The sequence below is a fragment of the Candidatus Nitrosocosmicus oleophilus genome, from assembly GCF_000802205.1.
GTDB lineage: Archaea > Thermoproteota > Nitrososphaeria > Nitrososphaerales > Nitrososphaeraceae > Nitrosocosmicus > Nitrosocosmicus oleophilus.
Genome location: NZ_CP012850.1, coordinates 2,397,633 through 2,417,852, shown reverse-complemented (window position 1 = coordinate 2,417,852; position 20,220 = coordinate 2,397,633). Strand labels below are relative to the sequence as shown.

Annotated in this window: 17 protein-coding genes and 1 tRNA gene; 9 read left to right on the top strand and 9 right to left on the bottom strand. The window is 35.1% G+C overall.

Annotated features, from left to right (window positions below):
* Window positions 1-148: 148 nt before the first annotated feature.
* Complete coding sequence (locus NMY3_RS11715; protein ID WP_196816030.1) at window positions 149-700, bottom strand: cob(I)yrinic acid a,c-diamide adenosyltransferase; 552 nt, start codon at window positions 698-700, stop codon at window positions 149-151.
* 72 nt (window positions 701-772) lie between these two features.
* Window positions 773-958: a hypothetical protein gene (locus NMY3_RS11710; protein ID WP_196816029.1), complete on the bottom strand. Its 186-nt coding sequence runs from the start codon at window positions 956-958 to the stop codon at window positions 773-775.
* Window positions 959-1,108: 150 nt separating this feature from the next.
* Here NMY3_RS11710 and NMY3_RS11705 point away from each other — a divergent pair.
* Window positions 1,109-1,204: transfer RNA gene (locus tag NMY3_RS11705), tRNA-Phe, on the top strand.
* 30 nt (window positions 1,205-1,234) lie between these two features.
* The gene (locus NMY3_RS11700; RefSeq protein ID WP_196816028.1) at window positions 1,235-1,390 is read left to right on the top strand and encodes a hypothetical protein; all 156 of its coding nucleotides are present in this window, start codon (window positions 1,235-1,237) and stop codon (window positions 1,388-1,390) included.
* A 183-nt stretch (window positions 1,391-1,573) separates the two neighbouring features.
* Here the strand turns inward: NMY3_RS11700 and NMY3_RS11695 are convergent, their stop codons facing one another.
* Window positions 1,574-1,822 carry an Lrp/AsnC family transcriptional regulator gene (locus tag NMY3_RS11695; protein WP_144728331.1) on the bottom strand — a complete coding sequence of 83 codons (249 nt, stop codon included), beginning with the start codon at window positions 1,820-1,822 and terminating at the stop codon, window positions 1,574-1,576.
* A 90-nt stretch (window positions 1,823-1,912) separates the two neighbouring features.
* Here NMY3_RS11695 and NMY3_RS11690 point away from each other — a divergent pair, with 90 nt between their 5' ends.
* From NMY3_RS11690 to ilvA, 3 genes are all read left to right on the top strand, one after another.
* Window positions 1,913-2,800 (top strand): hypothetical protein, encoded by an 888-nt coding sequence (locus tag NMY3_RS11690; protein ID WP_196816027.1) that lies wholly within the window; start codon window positions 1,913-1,915, stop codon window positions 2,798-2,800.
* 290 nt (window positions 2,801-3,090) lie between these two features.
* Entirely contained in the window at window positions 3,091-3,318 is a 228-nt protein-coding gene (locus tag NMY3_RS11685) for a hypothetical protein (RefSeq protein ID WP_231100041.1), read from the top strand.
* Between the two features lie 1,254 nt (window positions 3,319-4,572).
* A complete protein-coding gene (gene ilvA / locus NMY3_RS11680; protein ID WP_231100040.1) occupies window positions 4,573-5,805 on the top strand; it encodes a threonine ammonia-lyase in 1,233 nt (410 codons plus the stop codon).
* A 65-nt stretch (window positions 5,806-5,870) separates the two neighbouring features.
* Here the strand turns inward: ilvA and NMY3_RS11675 are convergent, their stop codons facing one another.
* Together NMY3_RS11675 and NMY3_RS11670 are read right to left on the bottom strand one after the other, a co-directional pair.
* Window positions 5,871-7,268, bottom strand: a complete 1,398-nt coding sequence (locus tag NMY3_RS11675) for a hydroxymethylglutaryl-CoA synthase family protein (RefSeq protein WP_231100039.1) — start codon at window positions 7,266-7,268, stop codon at window positions 5,871-5,873.
* 114 nt (window positions 7,269-7,382) lie between these two features.
* A complete protein-coding gene (locus tag NMY3_RS11670; RefSeq protein WP_196816025.1) occupies window positions 7,383-8,510 on the bottom strand; it encodes a CofH family radical SAM protein in 1,128 nt (375 codons plus the stop codon).
* Window positions 8,511-8,612: 102 nt separating this feature from the next.
* On the opposite strand from NMY3_RS11670, the gene NMY3_RS11665 reads away from it, so the two are divergent.
* Window positions 8,613-9,707 (top strand): radical SAM protein, encoded by a 1,095-nt coding sequence (locus tag NMY3_RS11665; protein WP_425319408.1) that lies wholly within the window; start codon window positions 8,613-8,615, stop codon window positions 9,705-9,707.
* A 212-nt stretch (window positions 9,708-9,919) separates the two neighbouring features.
* Here NMY3_RS11665 and NMY3_RS11660 read toward each other — a convergent pair whose 3' ends face one another.
* Window positions 9,920-10,753 (bottom strand): menaquinone biosynthesis family protein, encoded by an 834-nt coding sequence (locus NMY3_RS11660; protein WP_196816024.1) that lies wholly within the window; start codon window positions 10,751-10,753, stop codon window positions 9,920-9,922.
* A 293-nt stretch (window positions 10,754-11,046) separates the two neighbouring features.
* On the opposite strand from NMY3_RS11660, the gene NMY3_RS11655 reads away from it, so the two are divergent.
* Window positions 11,047-13,251 carry an elongation factor EF-2 gene (locus NMY3_RS11655; RefSeq protein ID WP_196816023.1) on the top strand — a complete coding sequence of 735 codons (2,205 nt, stop codon included), beginning with the start codon at window positions 11,047-11,049 and terminating at the stop codon, window positions 13,249-13,251.
* Window positions 13,252-13,299: 48 nt separating this feature from the next.
* Here NMY3_RS11655 and NMY3_RS11650 read toward each other — a convergent pair whose 3' ends face one another.
* Window positions 13,300-14,259 carry a hypothetical protein gene (locus tag NMY3_RS11650; protein ID WP_196816022.1) on the bottom strand — a complete coding sequence of 320 codons (960 nt, stop codon included), beginning with the start codon at window positions 14,257-14,259 and terminating at the stop codon, window positions 13,300-13,302.
* 420 nt (window positions 14,260-14,679) lie between these two features.
* Between NMY3_RS11650 and NMY3_RS11645 the strand changes: the two genes are divergently transcribed.
* Window positions 14,680-17,838, top strand: coding sequence for a leucine--tRNA ligase (locus NMY3_RS11645; protein ID WP_196816021.1), 3,159 nt, complete (start codon window positions 14,680-14,682; stop codon window positions 17,836-17,838).
* A gap of 464 nt (window positions 17,839-18,302) precedes the next feature.
* Here NMY3_RS11645 and NMY3_RS11640 read toward each other — a convergent pair whose 3' ends face one another.
* The gene (locus NMY3_RS11640) at window positions 18,303-18,803 is read right to left on the bottom strand and encodes a hypothetical protein (protein WP_196816020.1); all 501 of its coding nucleotides are present in this window, start codon (window positions 18,801-18,803) and stop codon (window positions 18,303-18,305) included.
* A 47-nt stretch (window positions 18,804-18,850) separates the two neighbouring features.
* On the bottom strand, window positions 18,851-19,084 hold the full coding sequence (locus NMY3_RS11635; RefSeq protein WP_196816019.1) for a hypothetical protein: 234 nt from the start codon (window positions 19,082-19,084) through the stop codon (window positions 18,851-18,853).
* A gap of 55 nt (window positions 19,085-19,139) precedes the next feature.
* Here NMY3_RS11635 and NMY3_RS11630 point away from each other — a divergent pair, with 55 nt between their 5' ends.
* A complete protein-coding gene (locus tag NMY3_RS11630; RefSeq protein WP_231100037.1) occupies window positions 19,140-20,213 on the top strand; it encodes an NAD(P)/FAD-dependent oxidoreductase in 1,074 nt (357 codons plus the stop codon).
* The last annotated feature ends 7 nt before the right edge of the window (window positions 20,214-20,220 follow it).

Genomic DNA, 20,220 nt, shown 5'->3' with positions numbered 1-20,220 from the left:
ATTTAGTAACCTTCGATATCGCCAGTCAATTTCAACTATATTTTATAATTCTAAATATCGACAACAGTACCAGACCAGTAATAGAATGTCAATACCCTATGATCATGAAATAGATAAATTCAACTCAGAAAAATAGTATCTAGTATGTCTATTTTTTCCATATGACGTCTGATTGATCCTGTCTTTTATTACAAACTCTTGCCAATATGAAAAAAAGATCTGATAGTCTATTAATATAAACAAAGCAACTCTTGCTGATTTCGTCATTAAGGTATAAATCGACTATTTTGATCTCGCTCCTACGAGTAACAGTACGAATCACATGACACTGAGAAGCCTCAATTGTACCCCCGGGCAGGATAAAAGCCCTTAAGGGTTCAAGTTCTATATCAAATTTATCAATGCAATTCTCTAAAAAGGTAATTTCTCTCTCAGTAATACGAGGATAATTCTCTAACTTCTTTTGTGGATTAGCCAGATCACTACCAAGGGTAAACAATTGGTGCTGTATCATTATCAGGTCCTCTACTATATCTTTCAAATTTGATTTAGCACTCATTAAGGATATCAACATTCCAACATGGCTGTTAACTTCATCAACCGCTCCGTAAGATTGTATCCGGCTGTTTGATTTTCTTACTCTTGTGCCATCAGCTAAACCTGTTTCACCCTGATCTCCTGTCTTTGTGTAAATTTTCATGCTTTTACTATTAACAACGATATTTAGAACTGCCTGGCTTCGACTAGATCATGATTTTCAAAATAGGCTGGTTTAATACGCATGCACTTCGGCTTTGTGCTCTCTCAAATATTTTTTCTTCTTAAATCGTTCACTACATTTGTCACATTTAAATGGATTCTCAAACTCCATTAGGAATCTTTTCTTCTTTTCTTCAGGACTTTCTAATATTGAAGATGATTCATTAGCTGAACTATCCATTTCATTTTTATCTGTCATAGCTAATTCTTTAGTTTATACTCATTTATTTATTAGGATTGGGGTCGAATTTTATTTAATAATTAAATATATCTTTTTAACCTAAGAATATTATTTTTGACTGATTTAAAGCAATAATATATATACTATAAACCAATGATTCTAGAATGTGCCGTCGTAGCTCAGCCTGGAAGAGCACTCGACTGTTTAAATTGCAGGGTGAAGCTGAAGACCGAGCTGTCGTGAGCTCAAATCTCACCGGCGGCACTAAAATATCGACCTGAGATGCCAAAAAAAATGATAAAGAACATAAAAAGGATTTTTTGTACTCATGATGATAAATTTTCTTACAGAAAATATGATGATTTTGAGTTTATAGAGTTTAATGTCTGCAGGAGTTGTGGAAAGATTGTGAACACGATATGCGGATTTGACGAGGACATAAGGGGCTAAGTTGAAGGTTTCTGAAATAGATATACAAATTCTGATTTTTATATGGTGTATTGGGGCAGCTCTAGCAGCAATTGCGTTGCTAATCCCAATCTACTATCTTTTTTTCATAGTTGGATCAGTTGGTTGGATATGTGTTGGAATCAGTAGTTTTCTTATAATTCTGCACATTAAGAAATAGAAATTTTAGCCCCTGCCACCCTGCTCAGGTATGGAGACCAATGTAACAGTCGAGGTTATTCCGTTGATTTTTCTTATACTGTTGGTAATTGTATTGTTCATTTCGTCTACTGTATCTGTCTGAATTTTCACAAACATGTCATGAACACCATAAGTTCCACGAACTTCCTTTACTTGTGGAATTTGAGATATTTGTTTAATTATTTCTTCTTCCTTTCCTAAAATACAATTAATTAAGATATAGGCTGTAGGCATAAGCATTATGTCACTGGGATGATATTTTAATCTATTGATATCTCATAGATAAATTCAAATTTTAAATAGTCATCATTAAGATAGAAACAGATGCGATTACCGCTGAAAGAAAAGGGAAAAAACCCAGATACAATCATCCTTTTAAACAAATTTTATGAAAATATTAAAGATGTTTTTGAAAATTCCATTAGGGCAAACATTGTCACCGTAGATACTAAAGTAATGCTAGCAGATTTTTCAGTAATAGATATCTCTTCCTTTGACCCAAACAAGATAGTAACTCTCTTTCAGAATTTCGAGAAGATGGTAAACAATAGATCAAAGAATTGGCAGAGTGTGCCTATCCAATCAACAAAATCTGACGATATACGTAGACTTTACTTCCAGGTGAGCTTAGAAGTTGATAAATTCTATTTTTATATATATATGGGGATCCAATTTCATTCGTTACTATACTATCAAGTTGATAAACAGGTAATTCAAATTTCAAAGCAAATCCGTGAGTTGCAAGAATTAAACAATAGCGCAAAAAGTGAAATTACTTTAAAAGGTGACCAAATAATAAAAAATGAACTTGAGAAACTAGGTTATAAAGACGTTGATAACACTCAATTGTTTGAAGAATTATTCACACATACAGATTTGTCAAACAGACTGATAGAAAAAGCTTCATCTATTGAAGGAAATTACCCCGAGATGGAAAGGAACATCGACCAAATCGCAAAGTTAAAAAAAGATCTTGAAAATCTGATAATAGAAACCTTTCATATTGACTTGGCATCACTTGACCAAAACAAGATGCTCCAAGGTGAAAACGGGATGGTTTTGTACGTCGATTTTGAAATGATAAAGAACAAAAAAACAAAAGAAAAGACTTCGGTAATTAATTTTGAAAAAATACCAAAAGAATCTACTGAGACGATAAAGAATGAACTTGATTTCCTGTATGACTTGATGAAAAATGAATTAAAAGCCTGAATCTGTAATTAACCAGTCTTGTTCCAGAGATTGTAGGATTTCAAAACTGAACATGGTACTTTAGTAAATATCAGGATGGCAAGTGAAATGTGAAAAGTAGTTGCTTCCATTTCATAAAAGGACCTCTCCACAAAAAATAATTTCTAGCATTAAACCAACCAATCAGTGTTTTGTCGCCTATGATGTTATCATCGGTTCTTTTAGAAGTTATTCTCTAAAATAAAAATCATGATACACGTTTTTAGAATGAGATCTTTAAAATATATCCTATGGCTTTTAAAGGTGTTTGTGTGAGACATAAAGCAAATCATGGAGGAGGAAGTTACACACTCAGGTACGCAGAAGGACAGAAGCGGTGTCAAGTTTGTCAGATTTATTTAATTTGGCAAACTAATAATTACTGTCCTTGCTGTGGAAACAAATTACGAATAAAACTCCGTGAGGGTGAGCTCAAACTCAGGTGTGATGAAATTATCAGACAGAGAAAAGAACAGATCACAACCGCAATAACATTATAATTACAAATATGTCTATAAGGTCTTTGGCGTTTGGTGGAGTAAGACACTCAAGTAGTGTTATTTTCTCTCAAAAAAAGATGAAAATGCTTTGAGGTATTATTTAAGAGATTTCTGCAGCGGAATTGTTAGGGAGGTCGTTTCATTTTTGGATTCTGGATTTCTAGAAAGAAAATCTGGATCAATAATATATACAGTTTTTAACTATCATACCTAGCGAAAGCACATACGGCAAATCAAATATTCACTAAACAAGTTAAAGGATGTGAGGATGATCAATAACAGGGCTACATTCATGTGATAAATGTTTCTAAATCTTTCGATAAGCTTGGAAGATTTAGCAGATATGAAAGCATGAGAAGGGTTATTATCATTGCCTGACGTTGATGCCCGCAGGGTTGTCCACACCTTTGATTTGTTTGATACAACTCTATTATTTAATTCGGTTTGACCATGCTTTTAAAGAGAGGAATTCCAGAAATCAATTAATTCACTTTTTCTAATTTATTCTCAATTTCAATAATCATGATACAAACTTAATAATTTATACTCTAAACAATACTGCACTAAATGCTATTGAAGATGTCTACTTTGCTATTGCTTTGTGTCATAGTGCATGGATGAGAAGTAAACTAGGGGTTTGCACATCAATATTCCTTTATTATTTCTCATTCCATCTCTACCAAGATAAAATTTTGACTACTCCTTGTCAATTACTTGCAATTGTGACATACTATGAAAATTTTGAATTGATCAATACTTCGCAGGGAGATATGCATATCATAATACTACCTAGAAAGTTTGAAATGCCAACCTATAGTCATGACCAATTGCTATTAGGTGACGAACCCTAAACAATTTCATTTCCTACCAAGAATATTGACATGATCAAACACAATATCGGCAAGAAAGCAATATGGAAAAGTGAGACTCCCGATCTAAGCAATGTACTTGGAATTTCAGAACATAGAATGTAAATTTGAGAGGAATTTATGGCTCTGACCAGGGTTTACTGATTAAATACGCCTTGCTAGGGGGACAATACATTTTTTCATTCTGATTCCATATCAGAGCTGAATTTTGTGGGAATTGCGGAAAAAGACAAAATCGCAATGTAGTGTGAGAAGGATCTAGGAAATCCCTTAAGATAAGACTACAAGAAGAAAACTACCCCGCTTCTTCTATTACTCGACCAAAAAATATCTTGTCATAATACTAGCGGAACTAAATTTAAATAAACCCTGAGTTACCATTTCTTTGAGAAAAAAAATTTCTAGAATAGATGTAAGCAGCATAAGAGAGGCACAAGGGGTGTTAGCAAAGTCAGCAATTAGAAAAATTGATCTAATCCGGTCAAATACCTTCTCAAATATGTGTGGTAATAACATTTTTCTAAAATTAGAATGTTATCAAAAGACTGGGTCATTTAAAGTTAGAGGCGCAGTAACCATGATTGATAGACTAGACGCTGATTCCAAAAAAGCAGGTGTTATCGCGGCGTCTGCTGGCAATCATGCCCAAGGGGTAGCCTATGCATCTGCTATGAACAAGATGTCGTGTACTATAATCATGCCAAAAAATGCTTCCCCAGCGAAGATTGCTGCTACTAGATCTTATGGGGCAGATGTAATTTTAGAAGGTAATAACTATGAAGAATCGTCCGTTTATGCTAAGGAAATTGCTACAAAGGAGGGTAGAACCATTGTACCTGCTTTTGATGATCCTGATGTCATTGCAGGCCAAGGTACAGTTGGTCTTGAGATCCTCCAGGATTTGAAACACATTGATGAGATTTATGTTCCAGTCGGTGGAGGTGGGTTGATCGCAGGAGTGTCGTTAGCAATAAAGTCAATTAATCCTAAAATTAGTATAATTGGGGTCGAATCTACAGCTTTTCCATCTATGAAAAAGGCTATTAAAAAGGGGAAAATCAGCAAAGTTCAAGAAGGCTATACGATAGCCGATGGGATTTCGGTAAAATCACCTGGAAAATTACCTTATGAGATAATAAGGGACAAGGTTGATGATATTGTGTTAGTAGATGACCTTTCCATAGTAAAGACTATGTTTTTATTGTTGGAACGTTCTAAAATTGTAACGGAACCTGCAGGTGCTGCATCCCTAGCTTATCTAATTTCAAATAAGAAAAGTATCCCAAAAAACAAGAATATTGTATCTATATTATCAGGTGGCAATGTAGACATGTATCTATTAGGTCAAGTAGTAGCAAAGGGATTGATGCAAACAGGCAGGTTAATAAAATTGTTTATAGAACTCAAAGATAAGCCTGGGGCTTTGAGAAATATAGTTAATGACATTGCACAAGCAAATGTGAATATTGTTGAGGTAGTTCATGACAGACTTAGTTCGAATATTCCTGCTGGAACGGCCGGAGTATATCTGAGTTTGGAACTTGAAAACAAAGAGCAATCAAATGTGTTGATTGAACTTTTTAGTAAACAGAAAATAAAGTATAAAATCATTAAATGACTAGGATAAAAAAGTCTGGTCTAAATTACCATATTGTATTCTGCACATCAAATCACCACTTAAAATCATGATGCATAACAATATTCTCTAAATCCGGCCCTATCAGCTGTTGTGCCACCTATGTTGATTAGGATAAATTCATCTTCCGCATTTAAGAAGGCCTCGTCATACTTGCGAGTATTTTTGTGTAAAATTTCGTAATCCTTTATTGATATTTTTGTTCTTTGACCTATGTCCTTTTCCAAATTCATACGCTTTACAAGATCTTTATAGTTTTCTTGGATAACTCCAGAAAATACCATCGCACTACAGCCGCTGCCGTATGAACCAAAACCTATCCGCTTGTTAAACAAATCTACGCCCTTTAAAAATTCAAATTCTAGCAGACTTCGCAAACCCATATACATTGAAGCAGTGTATAAGTTACCAATTACAGCAGATGCTTGCAAGGATGAGGACATCTTGCTGTCAAAAATCTCTTTATAGTGTTTAGTTTTCATAAACTCTCTTCTAAATTTTTCATCCGCCTTCATGAAGTCGGTATCAGCTAAGATTGATTCAATAGTGCCCCGGGGGTCTTTGGGGAGAGGTTCATCTGTTCCTATTTCAGAAATAATATCCTCCCATCTGGATAAATGTCTCCATTCATGTCTTAACAAATATGCTAGTGCCTTTTCACCCATTCTTCTGTAAGGTAAATGAACGCTTATGTAATCGATATGGTCTATGATTGATTCGTCATTTCCAAGTTTAATTATGCCAGACTTTATTGCCTTTTCTTTATATGTCTCAAGGGCCTTTCTTACTTGAATCAAATAGAGCAAATTTGAGTATAAACCATTAACAAGTGGGGTTTCCTTTCCAATTGGTCGATAAAAATCATATTCATTTTTAATTATGGTTGAAGTGACTTTTTCATCAAATGACAATAGTCTAGGATTTTCCTTTATGAGCAATGCAACAGCGCCAGCACCTTGAGTATATTCCCCAGCAGAACCAATATCATATTTTGCAATATCACTAACAATGACTATAGCCGCCTTATCGTTACTCTCTCCAGCACGGATCCAGTTCGTGTTATCATATAAGGCGTACGAACCGCTCACACATGCAAACTTGCATTCTATACCACCTGCATGTTCGAGGGTACTTTCTCCATATACCTGTTCTAACATTCCTATTACAAATGAATTCATTGCTTTCGATTCGTCCAATCCAGATTCGGTAGCCACATAAATTCTTCCTATATCCTGCGGATTCAGATCATTATTTTTCATTAATCTCATACAAGCATTTGCAGCCATGCTTGCTGGATCTTGATTAGCGTCGGCCAAAGCCATCTTTTTGATTCCTATTCCATATTCTAGTTTTTGTGGGTCTATCCCTCTTGCTTCAGCGAAGTCTTTGTAATCTATATAAAGTTTCGGAACGTAGATAGCCATGTCGTCTATTCCAACTGGCACAATTGTAAAGTTTATGAAAATACATTTATAAATCTATTTATAAAGCCCTTTGTAGATAGTCATAAGAATTCTGTCAGAAAATATGATTCATGCCAACACGAGGAGTTATTTTTCTTAGTACTGTTTTACTATATCATATGAGTTGTTTCTTTCTGCCGGTTTATATCCCATGGCCTTTATAGCAGTAATTATATTCTTAGATAACAATTCTGTAGATCTCGCACCAGTAGCACTTACAACTTCTTCTCCTATGAGAGTTCCTCCAAAGTCATCGGATCCATGGTAGATTGCTAGTTGAGCCATTCCAATCCCATTAGTCAGCCATGATGACTGGAGATGATCTATCAGACCATTAAAAACAATCCTTGACACCGATATCATCTTTAATAATTCAAAACCGCCCATGGGATGTTGCACCAAACCAGTACCTTGCATTTCTGTCTTATTGGGTTCAAAACTCCAGGGAATAAATGCCATAAACCCATTTGTTTTTCTTTGTAAATCTGCGATTTTAAGGATATGACGTGCCCGCTGTTCTACGGACTCAACAGTTCCATACATCATGGTGGCAGAAGATTTTATTCCTATACTGTGAGCCTTTTCCATGATGTCTAACCAAGTTTGACTAGATATTTTTAATGGGCTTATAACATCCTTAACTTCGTCAACAAGAATTTCTGCGCCCGCTCCAGGAAGCGATTCGAGACCGGCAACTTGCAAACGAGATAATACCTCTAGTGGCGAAGTCCTATCGACCCTTGCTATCATATCTACTTCCGAAGCAGACAATCCATGGATTGCAACGTCAGGACATTTTGCTTTAAGTGTCTTAAAGATATCTTCAAAATATTCGGTATCTAATTTTGGGTTGTGCCCTCCTTGAAAAAGGACTTGCTTGATATTATAGTTAGACTTTGCAAAAATGACCCTATTTAGAATTTCTTCCTTTGATACAGTGTATGATTCTTCGTGTCCAGGAGGTCTATAAAACGCACAAAATTTACAATAAGTAACACATACATTGGTGTAATTTAATATTATATTATTAATAAAAGTGACATTCTTGCCAAACATGCCTTCTCTAATGGAGTTACCAACCAACCCAAGGCGTTGAATCTCTTGTGATTCTAACAAGTAAATAACATCATTTAACTTAATTTCATGATTTTCTTGAATTCTATCTATTGTTTCTTCAATTTCAGAGTCCTTAAAAATATCATGATGAACCTGGGTATTTTGCAATGATTGTTTAATCTTATTCTTGGTATAATTTATTCTTTGATTTTGGATAAATGCCTTTAGGCATTAAAAGCACTTATATTTTTTTACGTGGTACGCATAGTGTTGTCAAATAGTCTCATAAGACCTACTGCTGCGTTAGAAAAAGTGATGTCAGGGGAGGAATTGACATTTAACGAAGGAGTCGATTTACTCAAAAATGAGAATCTTTTTTTGCTAGGAAATGCCGCGAATCAATTGAGAAAAGATATTCGTGGAGATAACGTAAGCTTTGTATCATCTTATTACCTCAATTACACCAATGTTTGTGCTGCAAGTTGTCAGCTATGTGCATTTTATAGGAAGGAAAAAGATGATGACGCATACACGCTATCAAATGAACAAATTGTAAAAAGGGCTGAGTTTGCCTTAAATGACTTAGGTGCTACTGAACTTCATATTGTAGGAGGATTCAACCCAAAGTTGGGGTTGGAGTATTATGAAGACATGTTTAAATCAATTAAAAATCGTTTTCCAAAAGTAGTAATTAAGGCTCTTACACCGGCTGAGATTTTTTTCATATCAAGGGTAACTAAAAATTCAATTAAAGAAGTTTTAGAGAGACTAAAACATGCTGGACTAGATGCATTACCTGGTGGAGGAGCCGAGATATTTAGTAAACGTACGCGTGATAAAATTGTATTAGGTAAGTGTTCAGGGGACGAATGGCTAGATACGGCCTATCAGGCACATAAGTTAGGCCTTAGGGGAAATTGCACAATGCTTTTCGGCCATATCGAAACACCCGAGGACATTGTAGATCATATCATAAAGTTAAGGGAACTAAATAAGAAAACTGGGGGATTTACAACATTTATCCCACTAAAATTCAGCCTAGAAAATACACAGCTAGAAAAGGAACACACCCTCGTTTCTGAAAGCCCATCAATCTATGATCTTAGAATAATCGCCATTTCAAGGCTTTTGCTCGGTAAGGTCCTCAAAAATGTCTCAGTTTATTGGATCGCTTTAGGTAAAAAATTAGCTCAAGTAGCTTTATGCTATGGTGGTAATGATTTGGTAGGAACAGCTTTTTCAGAGGAAATTTTTAAGGCTGCAGGCAAACCAAACCAAATTTCTATAAACGAGCTGAACTATCTTATTAGAGAAATCAAGCGGAACCCCGTACAAAGAGACACTTTTTTCAATATAATAAAATAGAGTAATTTGTTTAGGGCCTAAAGTTTGAGACATATTTCCACAATCTTTTTCGGATGTGATATACTACAACGCTCATCATATATCCTCATTTCATTTATCAGTTTATTTTATATAGATCCTAGAAATAGAAAACAGAGCTTACAAAATTAATTAGTTTATCATTTCATTTTTTTGAAAAAAGGGGGAATAAAAATCGAACTACGACTGCATTTTCAATAAGAATAGTCAAGTGGAGGTATACTTTTTATAATGCCTTTTTCTAGTGCCATATCAAACATCTTGGAAATTGCCTGTCTTCCATCTTTTCCCATTTCTACGGTATAGGGATTTACATACATTTTGACAAATTTGGTTAGTGTTGATTTCTCTGTTCCTCTACCATACTTAGAGGAAAATTCTATAGCCTCTTCTAAATGATTTAGACTGTATTTGATTGAACTCTGCAACATACTATCAAAAGCTTTAATCATATCATTAGTCATCAACTTAGAACTAGCCACATTGATTCCTAATGGGACTGGCAATCCGTTAGTTTTTGCATTCCACCATTCACCCAAATCAAATAACTTGCTAAAATCTTGTTTAACATAAGTAATTTGAGATTCATGTATGATTAATCCGTAATCAACAGTTCCATTTTTGATCGCTCCCGGAATCTCGCTAAAAAGCATTTCATGACAATTTAATTTCCCAAGGGCTATTGACATCAAAAGATAAGCAGAGGTCATATATCCGGGAATTCCTACGATGTGATGTGATATTTCATCTAAGGATTTTTTGTACGAAATAATGATTGGACCATAGTTAATTCCAAAACTGCCTCCACTACTTAAAATTTTATAGTCCTTGAGAAATGCAAGTGCATGTGCAGATATGGCCGTAACTTCTAACTCATGACTAACCGCCAGTTTGTTTAGTTTTTCAATATCATCTACTTGATGAACAATCTTAAAGTCTCCCATTGGAATAAGTTCTTTTTCTAAAGCATAAAACATGAAAGCATCATCAGCGTCGGGTGTATGCCCTACTCTAATTTCTAGCACCATGAGTTAACAATTTTTTTGATAAATTGTTGTCATATAAGTTAACGGGTTGATCAAGCTTAAGCTCGCTCTTATGTTGTTGTATAGGCTGAATTTTGTTTTATCCATTTGAACCTCCATGTTTGGATTGTATAACACTATTCGTTCCCTACATCCAATCCATCCCGATCTGCCTTTTTTCTTTGAAACAAAGTACCGAAAGTAAGAAAATTCGACAGGCTTTTTAATGGTTTTTATTGTCGTATTATACACAAGGAAGGTTTAATAACCCTAAAAAAACTTTTTTGAAATATAGGATGCCCAAGTTTAAATCGACTCAAGATATTCTCAGGATAATTGGAAATAAAGATCAAATTAGAAATTTCGGAGTTATTGCTCATGTGGATCACGGCAAAACTACCATGAGCGATAGCCTTTTGGCCGCTTCGGGAATTATTTCCCCAAGTGTTGCAGGACAAGCATTGGCCTTGGATTCCATGAAACTAGAACAGAATAGACAGATGACAATTAGAGGAGCAAATGTGACTCTATTTTATGAAAATGATGATGGTAAGGAATATGTCATAAACATGATAGATACTCCTGGGCACATTGATTTTACTGGTAGAGTTACTAGAGCCTTAAGAGCAATCGATGGGGTAGTTGTAGTTTCAGATTCAGTAGAGGGTATAATGACACAGACCGAAACAGTAACCCGACAAGCATTAGAAGAACGGGTTAGACCAGTATTGTATATAAATAAGATAGATAGGTTGGTTAAGGAACTTCGTTTGGATCCAGCGGCCATGCAAAAATGGCTATCTAATATTATCGCAGAATTTAATAGATTAGTAGATCTATACGCCGAGCCTGAACTAAAAGAAAAATGGAAGGTAAGCATCCAGGGAAATACAGTAGCATTTGGATCTGCAAAGGATAGATGGGGCTTTAATTTTAAGGTGGCACAGAAAAAAGGGATTAGCTTCAAGGATGTGTATGATGCATACACATCAACTGATCCTACATCTATTAAGAAGTTATCCGAAAGAGCACCTTTGCATGATGCAGTCCTTGGTATGGTGGTTCAACATCATCCTCCACCTCATGTAGCACAAAAATACAGAATTCCAAAAATTTGGCCAGGTGATTTGGATTCTGATATTGGAAAGGCGCTTTTGAATTGTGATGAAAATGGTCCGGTTTTGATGATGGTAACAACAATTAACGTAGATCCTCAAGCTGGAAGAGTTGCTACCGGTAGGTTATTTTCTGGTACAATCAAAGACGGAGATGAAGTTTTCCTTATCGACGCTAAGCGAACTGGAAAGGTACAATCTGTGAATATTTATATGGGGAACACACGTGAGGTCGTAAGTGTTATTCCATGTGGTAATATTCCTGCTCTATTAGGTTTGGATTATGCCGTAGCAGGAGAAACTATTTCCTCTATTAAGAATGTGCCCGCCTTTGAATCCATAAAGTATGTTTCAGAACCTGTAGTTACCATCGCCGTTGAACCCAAGCATCCAAAAGATTTGCCAAAGCTTGTTGAAGGATTGAGAAGGATAACCGTTGAGGATCCTAACCTGATTGTAAAGATTAATGAAGAAACTGGAGAAACACTAATGGCAGGCATGGGGGTTTTGCACCTTGAAATTGCAACATCCTTATTGCAAGAATTAGGCCTGGATATAAAAACGACACAACCTTTGATTAACTACAGAGAAACCATCAGAGGAAGAGCAGGCCCAATAATGAGCAAATCACCAAACAAGCACAATAAGATATTCTTGAGAGTAGAACCATTGAGCGAGGAAGTCATCGATATGATTAGAACAGGGCAACTTCGAGAAGATATGGACAAGAAAGAATTATCTAGGCTTCTTAGGGAAAAGGGTTGGAGTACGGATGATGCTAGGAGCGTAGTTACAGTTGACCCTACCGGGAATATGCTCTCTGACGAGACAAAAGGAGTTCAATTTATTCAAGAGTCCATGGATTCAATAAAATCAGGGTTTGAGGATGTAATTCATTCAGGACCAATCGCTCAAGAATCTGTCAGAGGGTTGCGCTTTGTATTGCACCACTTTGTACCTCACGAGGATCCAGCACACAGAGGTTTGGCTCAGTTAATGCCTGCAACAAGACGAGCTATGCTGGGATCTATGTTGATAGCCGATCCTGTCTTGTTAGAACCAATCCTAGGAATAGAAGTAAAATGTCCACAGGAACAGATCGGTACGGTCGCCGGCATACTATCCGGGAAAAGAGGTAAATTGCTAAACGTGGATCAAAAGGGTGTAATTGCTATTATCTTGGGAGAAGTACCTGCCTCAGAAACATTTGATTTGTCTGAAATGATGAGAGGAGGAACAGCCGGAAAAGCAATGTGGAGTACCTATTTTAAAACATGGCAAGCAGTACCTCAATCTGTTATAAGAAATATTATTACTGACATAAGAAAAAGAAAGGGCATCAATCCAGAACCTCCCTCACCAGACGAATTCATAGATAAAGAATAATAGCAAATAAGTATTTCATCCACTCTTTTTCCTTAGGATTGAATTCAATCATTTTATTTGACAAGATTTAAGATAAGATTTCCGGAGAACATTCATCATCAGAAATAGAGATGCAAATAGCATAGGTATGCTGATAACTACAAACAGGATCTGATAAATGTTTAATGATGATAAAAGCACCGTCGAACTAAGTCCCACTAAAGAGTAGAACAAACTACCTGTGCAGGTTGGACATCCCACAAACAATCCAGTAGAAATTCCTACAACTCCAAATAGGTTTCTTCTTGACATTTCCGCTGTTCGATTTTTTGACAAAATAAATATGTTTAGGGTAACATTCAACCCAACCAAAATAGAAAGTGTTATCCCAATTATGAAATTCAGTGGTATTATCAGAATGGATAGGCTTTCACTTAATTGAAGAATCAGCATAGGGAGATACCCAATATAGTTGCAACAAATAATGAGCTTGGATGTGGGGTATGCGATGCTCCTTATTTGATCCGTATGTTGGTTACTTGATTCTGATTCACTTTGGTGATTACTGGTAGTATGAGATCCGTTTGTTTCATGTGATAAATGGCCGGGTGAAGGAATAGGAAAAATTGAAAAAACAGTATTTTCATCTACGAAATAAATAAAAACATTTGAAACGAATCCAAAAAACACAAAATAAATCAGACAAGAAATTACCAAAATGAGCTTATACTTTGTCGACTTAAAAGGAGATTGCAGGTAGTATAGCAAATTCTGAGGATTGTTTTCAGTTCTTGACCTTGAAAAGTAATACCTGTGAATACTCAAATACAAGAGAAAAAGACAAGCCAAATACGTTATCAGTACTGTGGCAGCAAGGCAATACAATGAATCAGACAGGAAAACTTCTACACCAGGTGTAGTAAGGCGAGAATATGAATAAAGAATAAAGAATAAAACTGTACCAATCAAGGCAGGAATCACTATACCGTTCTTATACTTTGAATAATTCTGGTACTTATTCAATATCATGTTAATTTCATTACAAGTTTAAATTAAGCGTTTCAGGGTGCTCGTCAAAACCATTCAAACCTAAAAAAACTACAAATCACCCAAATTCTTGTTGTAGTGATAGGATTTAAGATATTGACGCAAAAGCCAACAACCAAAAAAATATCTAAGCATTCTTTTTGCTGCTTTATTAACTCTGTAGTTTGATTTGATAACCTAAATATAACAGGGAACGGATTTTTTAGAATTGTGAAATTAAGTTATCAAGATATTGATCAAATCCCATTTTTATTTCTGTCAACCACTATTTTTGATCACTATACTTTCAATAAATCAAAGATTTGTACGCAGATTCAATTTAAAGAAAATACATATGATAAGCAGGTTACGAATTTTGAAATACCCGTGATTAATTCGTTAAAATAAGGATAGGAAAAAGAAATGGACACCAATATCTGGAATTCGCTAGAAAACAAATGGTTACAAATTTGGGAGCAAAATGCAACAAATACATCGGATCCCGTTCCAGGCAAAAAAAAATTCTTTATTACAGTTGCCTATCCGTATCCCAACTCACCGCAACACATTGGACACGGAAGAACTTACACTATAGCAGATGTGCATGCCCGGTACAAGAGGCTAAGAGGCTTTAATGTACTCTTTCCTATGGCATTTCATTATACCGGTACCCCAATTCTTGGAATGGCAAAGCGGGTACAAGCAGGGGATAAAGAAATTATAGAAAATTTCAAAAAAATATACAATATCAGTGACCAGGATATACTCACTTTTAGCGAGCCTCTTCACATAGCCAAATATTTTCATAACGAGATAAAGGCTGGAATGAAGGAGATGGGATATTCAATTGATTGGAGACGAGAATTTACAACCATTGATCCTGTATATAAGAAACTAATATCTTGGCAATTTGAAACTCTTAAAAAACTCGGAGTGATCGAACAAGGGTCCCATCCGGTTGGTTGGTGCCCCAATGACTTAAACCCAGTTAGTCAGCATGATACCCTGGGTGACGTTGAGCCATCATTTACAGAGTATTCGCTAATCAAATTCAAAATTAAGAGTCAGGATTTGATCATCCCTGTTGCTACCCTCAGACCCGAAACCATTTTTGGGGCAACTAATCTCTGGATAAATCCTGAAGAAGAGTATACTCAAGTACTTGTCAATGATACTGAAAATTGGGTATTGAGCAGATTAGCCGCAAAGAAATTAGAATATCTAAATTATTCGGTAAAAATAACAAAGACACTTTTGGGCAAAGAATTGATAGGCTCTTTGGTTGAATCCCCTCTGACTAACCGATTTATTCCAATCTTGCCCGCTACGTTTGTTACATTGGATGAAGGCAGTGGAATAGTAATGTCGGTTCCTGCTCATGCTCCATTTGATATGCAAGCCCTGTTGGATTTTAGAAAACGATCTTCAGACTACCCATCTTTATTGAGTTTAGACACAATTGTTCCTATAGTAATTATAGATTCTAAAGTTCAGCGACAAGACGATCAATTGCCACATCACGTTGATAACGAGACTCTAAACAATGCAAAAGGACTTTTTATACAGGGAGCCGATAAAGGTAATTTAGGTAATAGAGTGATTCCCGCTGTGGTTTTCCTCGAGAAATACGGTATATCCTCCCAAATTGACCCTAATTTGGAGAAGGCTACGTCTGAATTGTATTCATTAGAATTTTATAGCGGAAAAATGAATGAAGGAACTTTTGAATATTCAGGGATGCCAGTTTTAAAAGCCAAAGATCTAGTCAAGGACCGTTTAATTGCATTACAAAAGTCTATTCAGTTTTTTGAAATGACCAACAAACCGGTTTACTGCAGATGTGGAACTCTATGTTATGTCAAATTACTAAATAACCAATGGTTCCTAAACTATGGTAATCCTGAATGGAAAACCTTGGCCCTTGAATGTTTAAACAGAATGGAAGTGATACCCTCGGAGATAATTAAAGAATTTAGGAACGTATTTGATTGGCTTAAAGTTAGAGCATGCGCGAGAAAGACTGGGTTAGGTACACCATTACCATGGGACAAAGATTGGATAATTGAGAGTCTGTCTGACTCAGTTATCTACATGGTTTACTACATCATATCTAAATACGTAAAATTGCATGATTTGGATAAATATTCAGATTTTATCGATAGTTCATTTTTTGATTACGTTCTTCTGAATTTAAAGTCTGGTCATTTTCTCGCACTTGACGAAAATGATAATTTCTCAGGCGATCTAACTTCCATCAAGATTGATCCGGGTGCGGATTTATCAATCTTAAATGAGTTTTTGGTCGAGTCTAAACAAATTCGCGAAGAATTTAAGTACTATTATCCTTTAGATTCTCGACATTCGGGGAGAGACTTGGTACCAAATCATTTATCATTTTTTATTTTTAATCATTCAATAATTTTTCCAAAATCTTTATGGCCAAAACAAATAGTTGTCAATGGCTCTGTTCTAATGGACGGAAAGAAAATGTCAAAGTCCATGGGTAACATAATACCATTGAGAAGTACTATAAAACAGTTTAACGCCGATTCCATAAGAGTGGCAATGTTAGTTTTGGGAGAATTATTACAAGATGTTGATTTTTCCTTTTCAACGTTAAAGGGAATATATTCGAGGCTAAATGAAATATATGAATTTGGAAAAGATTTAGTTGAAAAACAAAAGGCTGCTACCAACCTGAGAGCTATTGACTATGACTTTACTGAACTTTTTATTGATTTAGATTGGGAGGATAAATGGTTACTTCAACGCGTAAACTCTACCGTAAAAGATATTACTAATTCATTTGAAGAAATGCGAATAAGAGATGCACTAAATACCGCTTTGTATTTGATGGATAAGGATTTTGAATGGTACAAAAAAAGGAAGGAATCCAGGTCTGATCATGTTTCTGATAATAATACAAATCTATCTGTTATTTCATACTTTTTTAAGGCGAGAATCAAGATGTTGGCGCCTTTTTGTCCATTTCTTGCTGAAGAGCTGTGGGAGTTATTAGAACCACAGAAAGGATCCATTTTTCAAGACAACTGGCCTATCATTAACAATGGATTAATCAATCCAGTCACCGATGAAAACGAACGGGAAATTTTTAATATTCTTGACGATTTGCATAAAATTGTAAAAGTAACAAAAAATACTCAACTAAAAAATATTCATATCTATTTATCATCAAATGACAAAAAAATCCTTTATGATAAAGTCCTAAATCTGGTGACGAACTCTAACATTAAGAATTTTGGACTTATTATGAAATCATTGCTTTCGGATCCTTCAATGTCTGTTGAACATAAGGATTTAGTGAAAAGTAATACAGATTTCATTAAGAAAATAAATGAGGATATCCTTTCTTTGTCCCCTGTAGAACAAAAAAGAAGGATAACCATTGGTTTGTTTGATGAATACATTGCATTAGTGGATGGGATTGGATTGATATCCTCTGAATTTGATGTTAAAGATTCATCCATAAAGATATACCACGAAAATGATCCCAAAATTTATGATCCTAAAAATAAGGCAAGGTTCTCTAGGCCTTTTAAACCCGCAATATATCTTGAATAATCAAATCAAGATTTTAGTCAGATCTTTTATTCATAAGGTCCTACTAAATAATCCCATAAAGGCCCAGTCCCAAATCTCCTCTTTTAATTTGGCTAAATAATTCAAAATCGCTTAGATTTTTGTATTGGTTCTGTATTAGTTACTGGCTATACGTCCTTCGTAACAGTAAACCCCAATGTCCATTTGTCCTACTAATTTAATAACAAGAAAATTCTTTTAGTTTAGGTAACGTGATCGTAACTTGATTCGATACTAAATATTTTTTTAGTCCAAATCAGAATGAATTAATTCAGTTGTGGTGCAGAACTAGTTGCCTTTGGGCCTTTCTATTATATCTCAATTGCCTATTATGCAATTGAATTCTAACTTCTTACCAAATCTTACAAATGAGTTATAACTTGGGATATAATCATTCCATTTTTTGAAAATGAATTATCAAAATACCGATTTTCACATATTGTAAATCACTTTAAGAATTTGAAAGTATCGAGTATCGTATCAAACGTCCCTCGGCTTTCTTCAGATTCAAATTGTTCGACTTTATTTTGAAATGCCAAGAGATATCCTTGACCGTCATGAGAAACAAGGAAGCGTTTTATCTTGATATTACCGGATTCAGAGGGATAAATACTAGTAGTGTAAGCGGTCTTATTACCATTTATCTCATAATTTTGTGTTCTTACTTCCTCTATTAAAATTTCAATTTCGCCAAGTGATGATTTTAATCCCTTTTCCAAACCAAAAATCCTCAGCCCAACGTTTGCTTCAGTCGACAATTTAATTAAATTAAATTGCAAATCTTTATTTCTCAAATTAAGGCTATAGTTTGTATCATTACTTGAGGAATCATCATCAGGCAGAAGGGAGGCGTCATAAAAAAATGAGATCCCCATGTTTTTACTGTAAAATCTTTTGAATAAAATGTCATCCATTATTTTTCTATATGACAAATAACTAGCATTCATGGTTTTTAAAATCTACTGTTAATTCTCAGATTAGATTCTGATACCTTCTAGCGTCGATTATTCGTTTTTTGCTTCTGTAGTCTATCTAGGTAGTAATAAGACACAAAATATAAAAAAAACCCGCTAACGACTACTATAAAACCATAAATAGAAAGTGATTCTCTGCCATATAAACTTCCAAATCCCACAAGTATTGCTCCAAGGATCATTAATGCGATGCCCGCCCTCAATGGCCCAGCCATTTTCCTTTTTTTTGGTTTGGGCGCCTTATTTGCAACCATGTATTACATTACTTACTCGGGATCTTTTTAATCATATCCATTCACATTCCACCTAATGAAATCAATTTATTTGTCATTAACCGTATGTTCTGATATTATGAAGATTGCTGTAGTTGGGATAGGAGTCGCAGGTGCATATTTAATGAATCAACTTAGTGATCTGCACGATGTACACGTGCAAGGATTTGAAAGAATGCCGGAAAAGGAACACGATGCCGTATGTGCTTGGGCTACATGCGATAATGTAATGAGAGATTATGCCAACATATGTGGTCTAAATTTTGACAATTATGTTTTACATGATGGAAAAAAGATGAGAGTAGATATAGGGAATGGGATAAACTCTGGCAACACAATCGACATTAAACTAAAAGGTATGATAAGTTATGATAAATTAAAACTAATCCAGGATATGATAAGGGGAACTGACATTGTATTTGAAAAAGTGCCGAATAAGAAAAATCTTGAACAAGATTTTGACTTGATTATTGATTCCACCGGATTTCACAGACACTATTTACCCAAGTTAAGCGATGAATTATGGATACCATGTATTCAGTACAAAGTAAAGTATGATCAAGTACCTTTTGATGATTTTTACTTAAAGGCTTTTCCATTGTTATCAGGGTACTTTTGGTACTTTCCGCTAGGCAATGGATACGCACATATAGGATCAGGAGACTTTAGAAGAAAGCAAACTCATGTTTTTATGGACTCTTTTATGAAAAAATACCCATGCGAAGTAATCAAAAAAGTGGGTAGACCTGTTAGGATTACACCTCCCTCAAAGTGCCTTCCATTTGATGATGGAAACAAAACGATTGGAGTGGGTGAATCGATAGGAACGGTATATGCTCTGTTGGGTGAGGGTATCATACCATCTACAATTTGTGCTCAACTCTTTGTTGATAACCTGTACGACAAGGAGAAATACTTTTCACAAGTATTGTCAACATTTAAAATTTATACAAGTGTATATAACTTTATTAAAAAACGAATATCTCAAAATTTCAACATTATTAGGGATTTTGTTGAACTTCTCAAAATTTACAAGTACATGAAAAAGAGTGAAGATAGGTTTGGAATGGAAATTAATATGTTAAACCTCTTTAAACTTACAAAAATCTAGCAATATA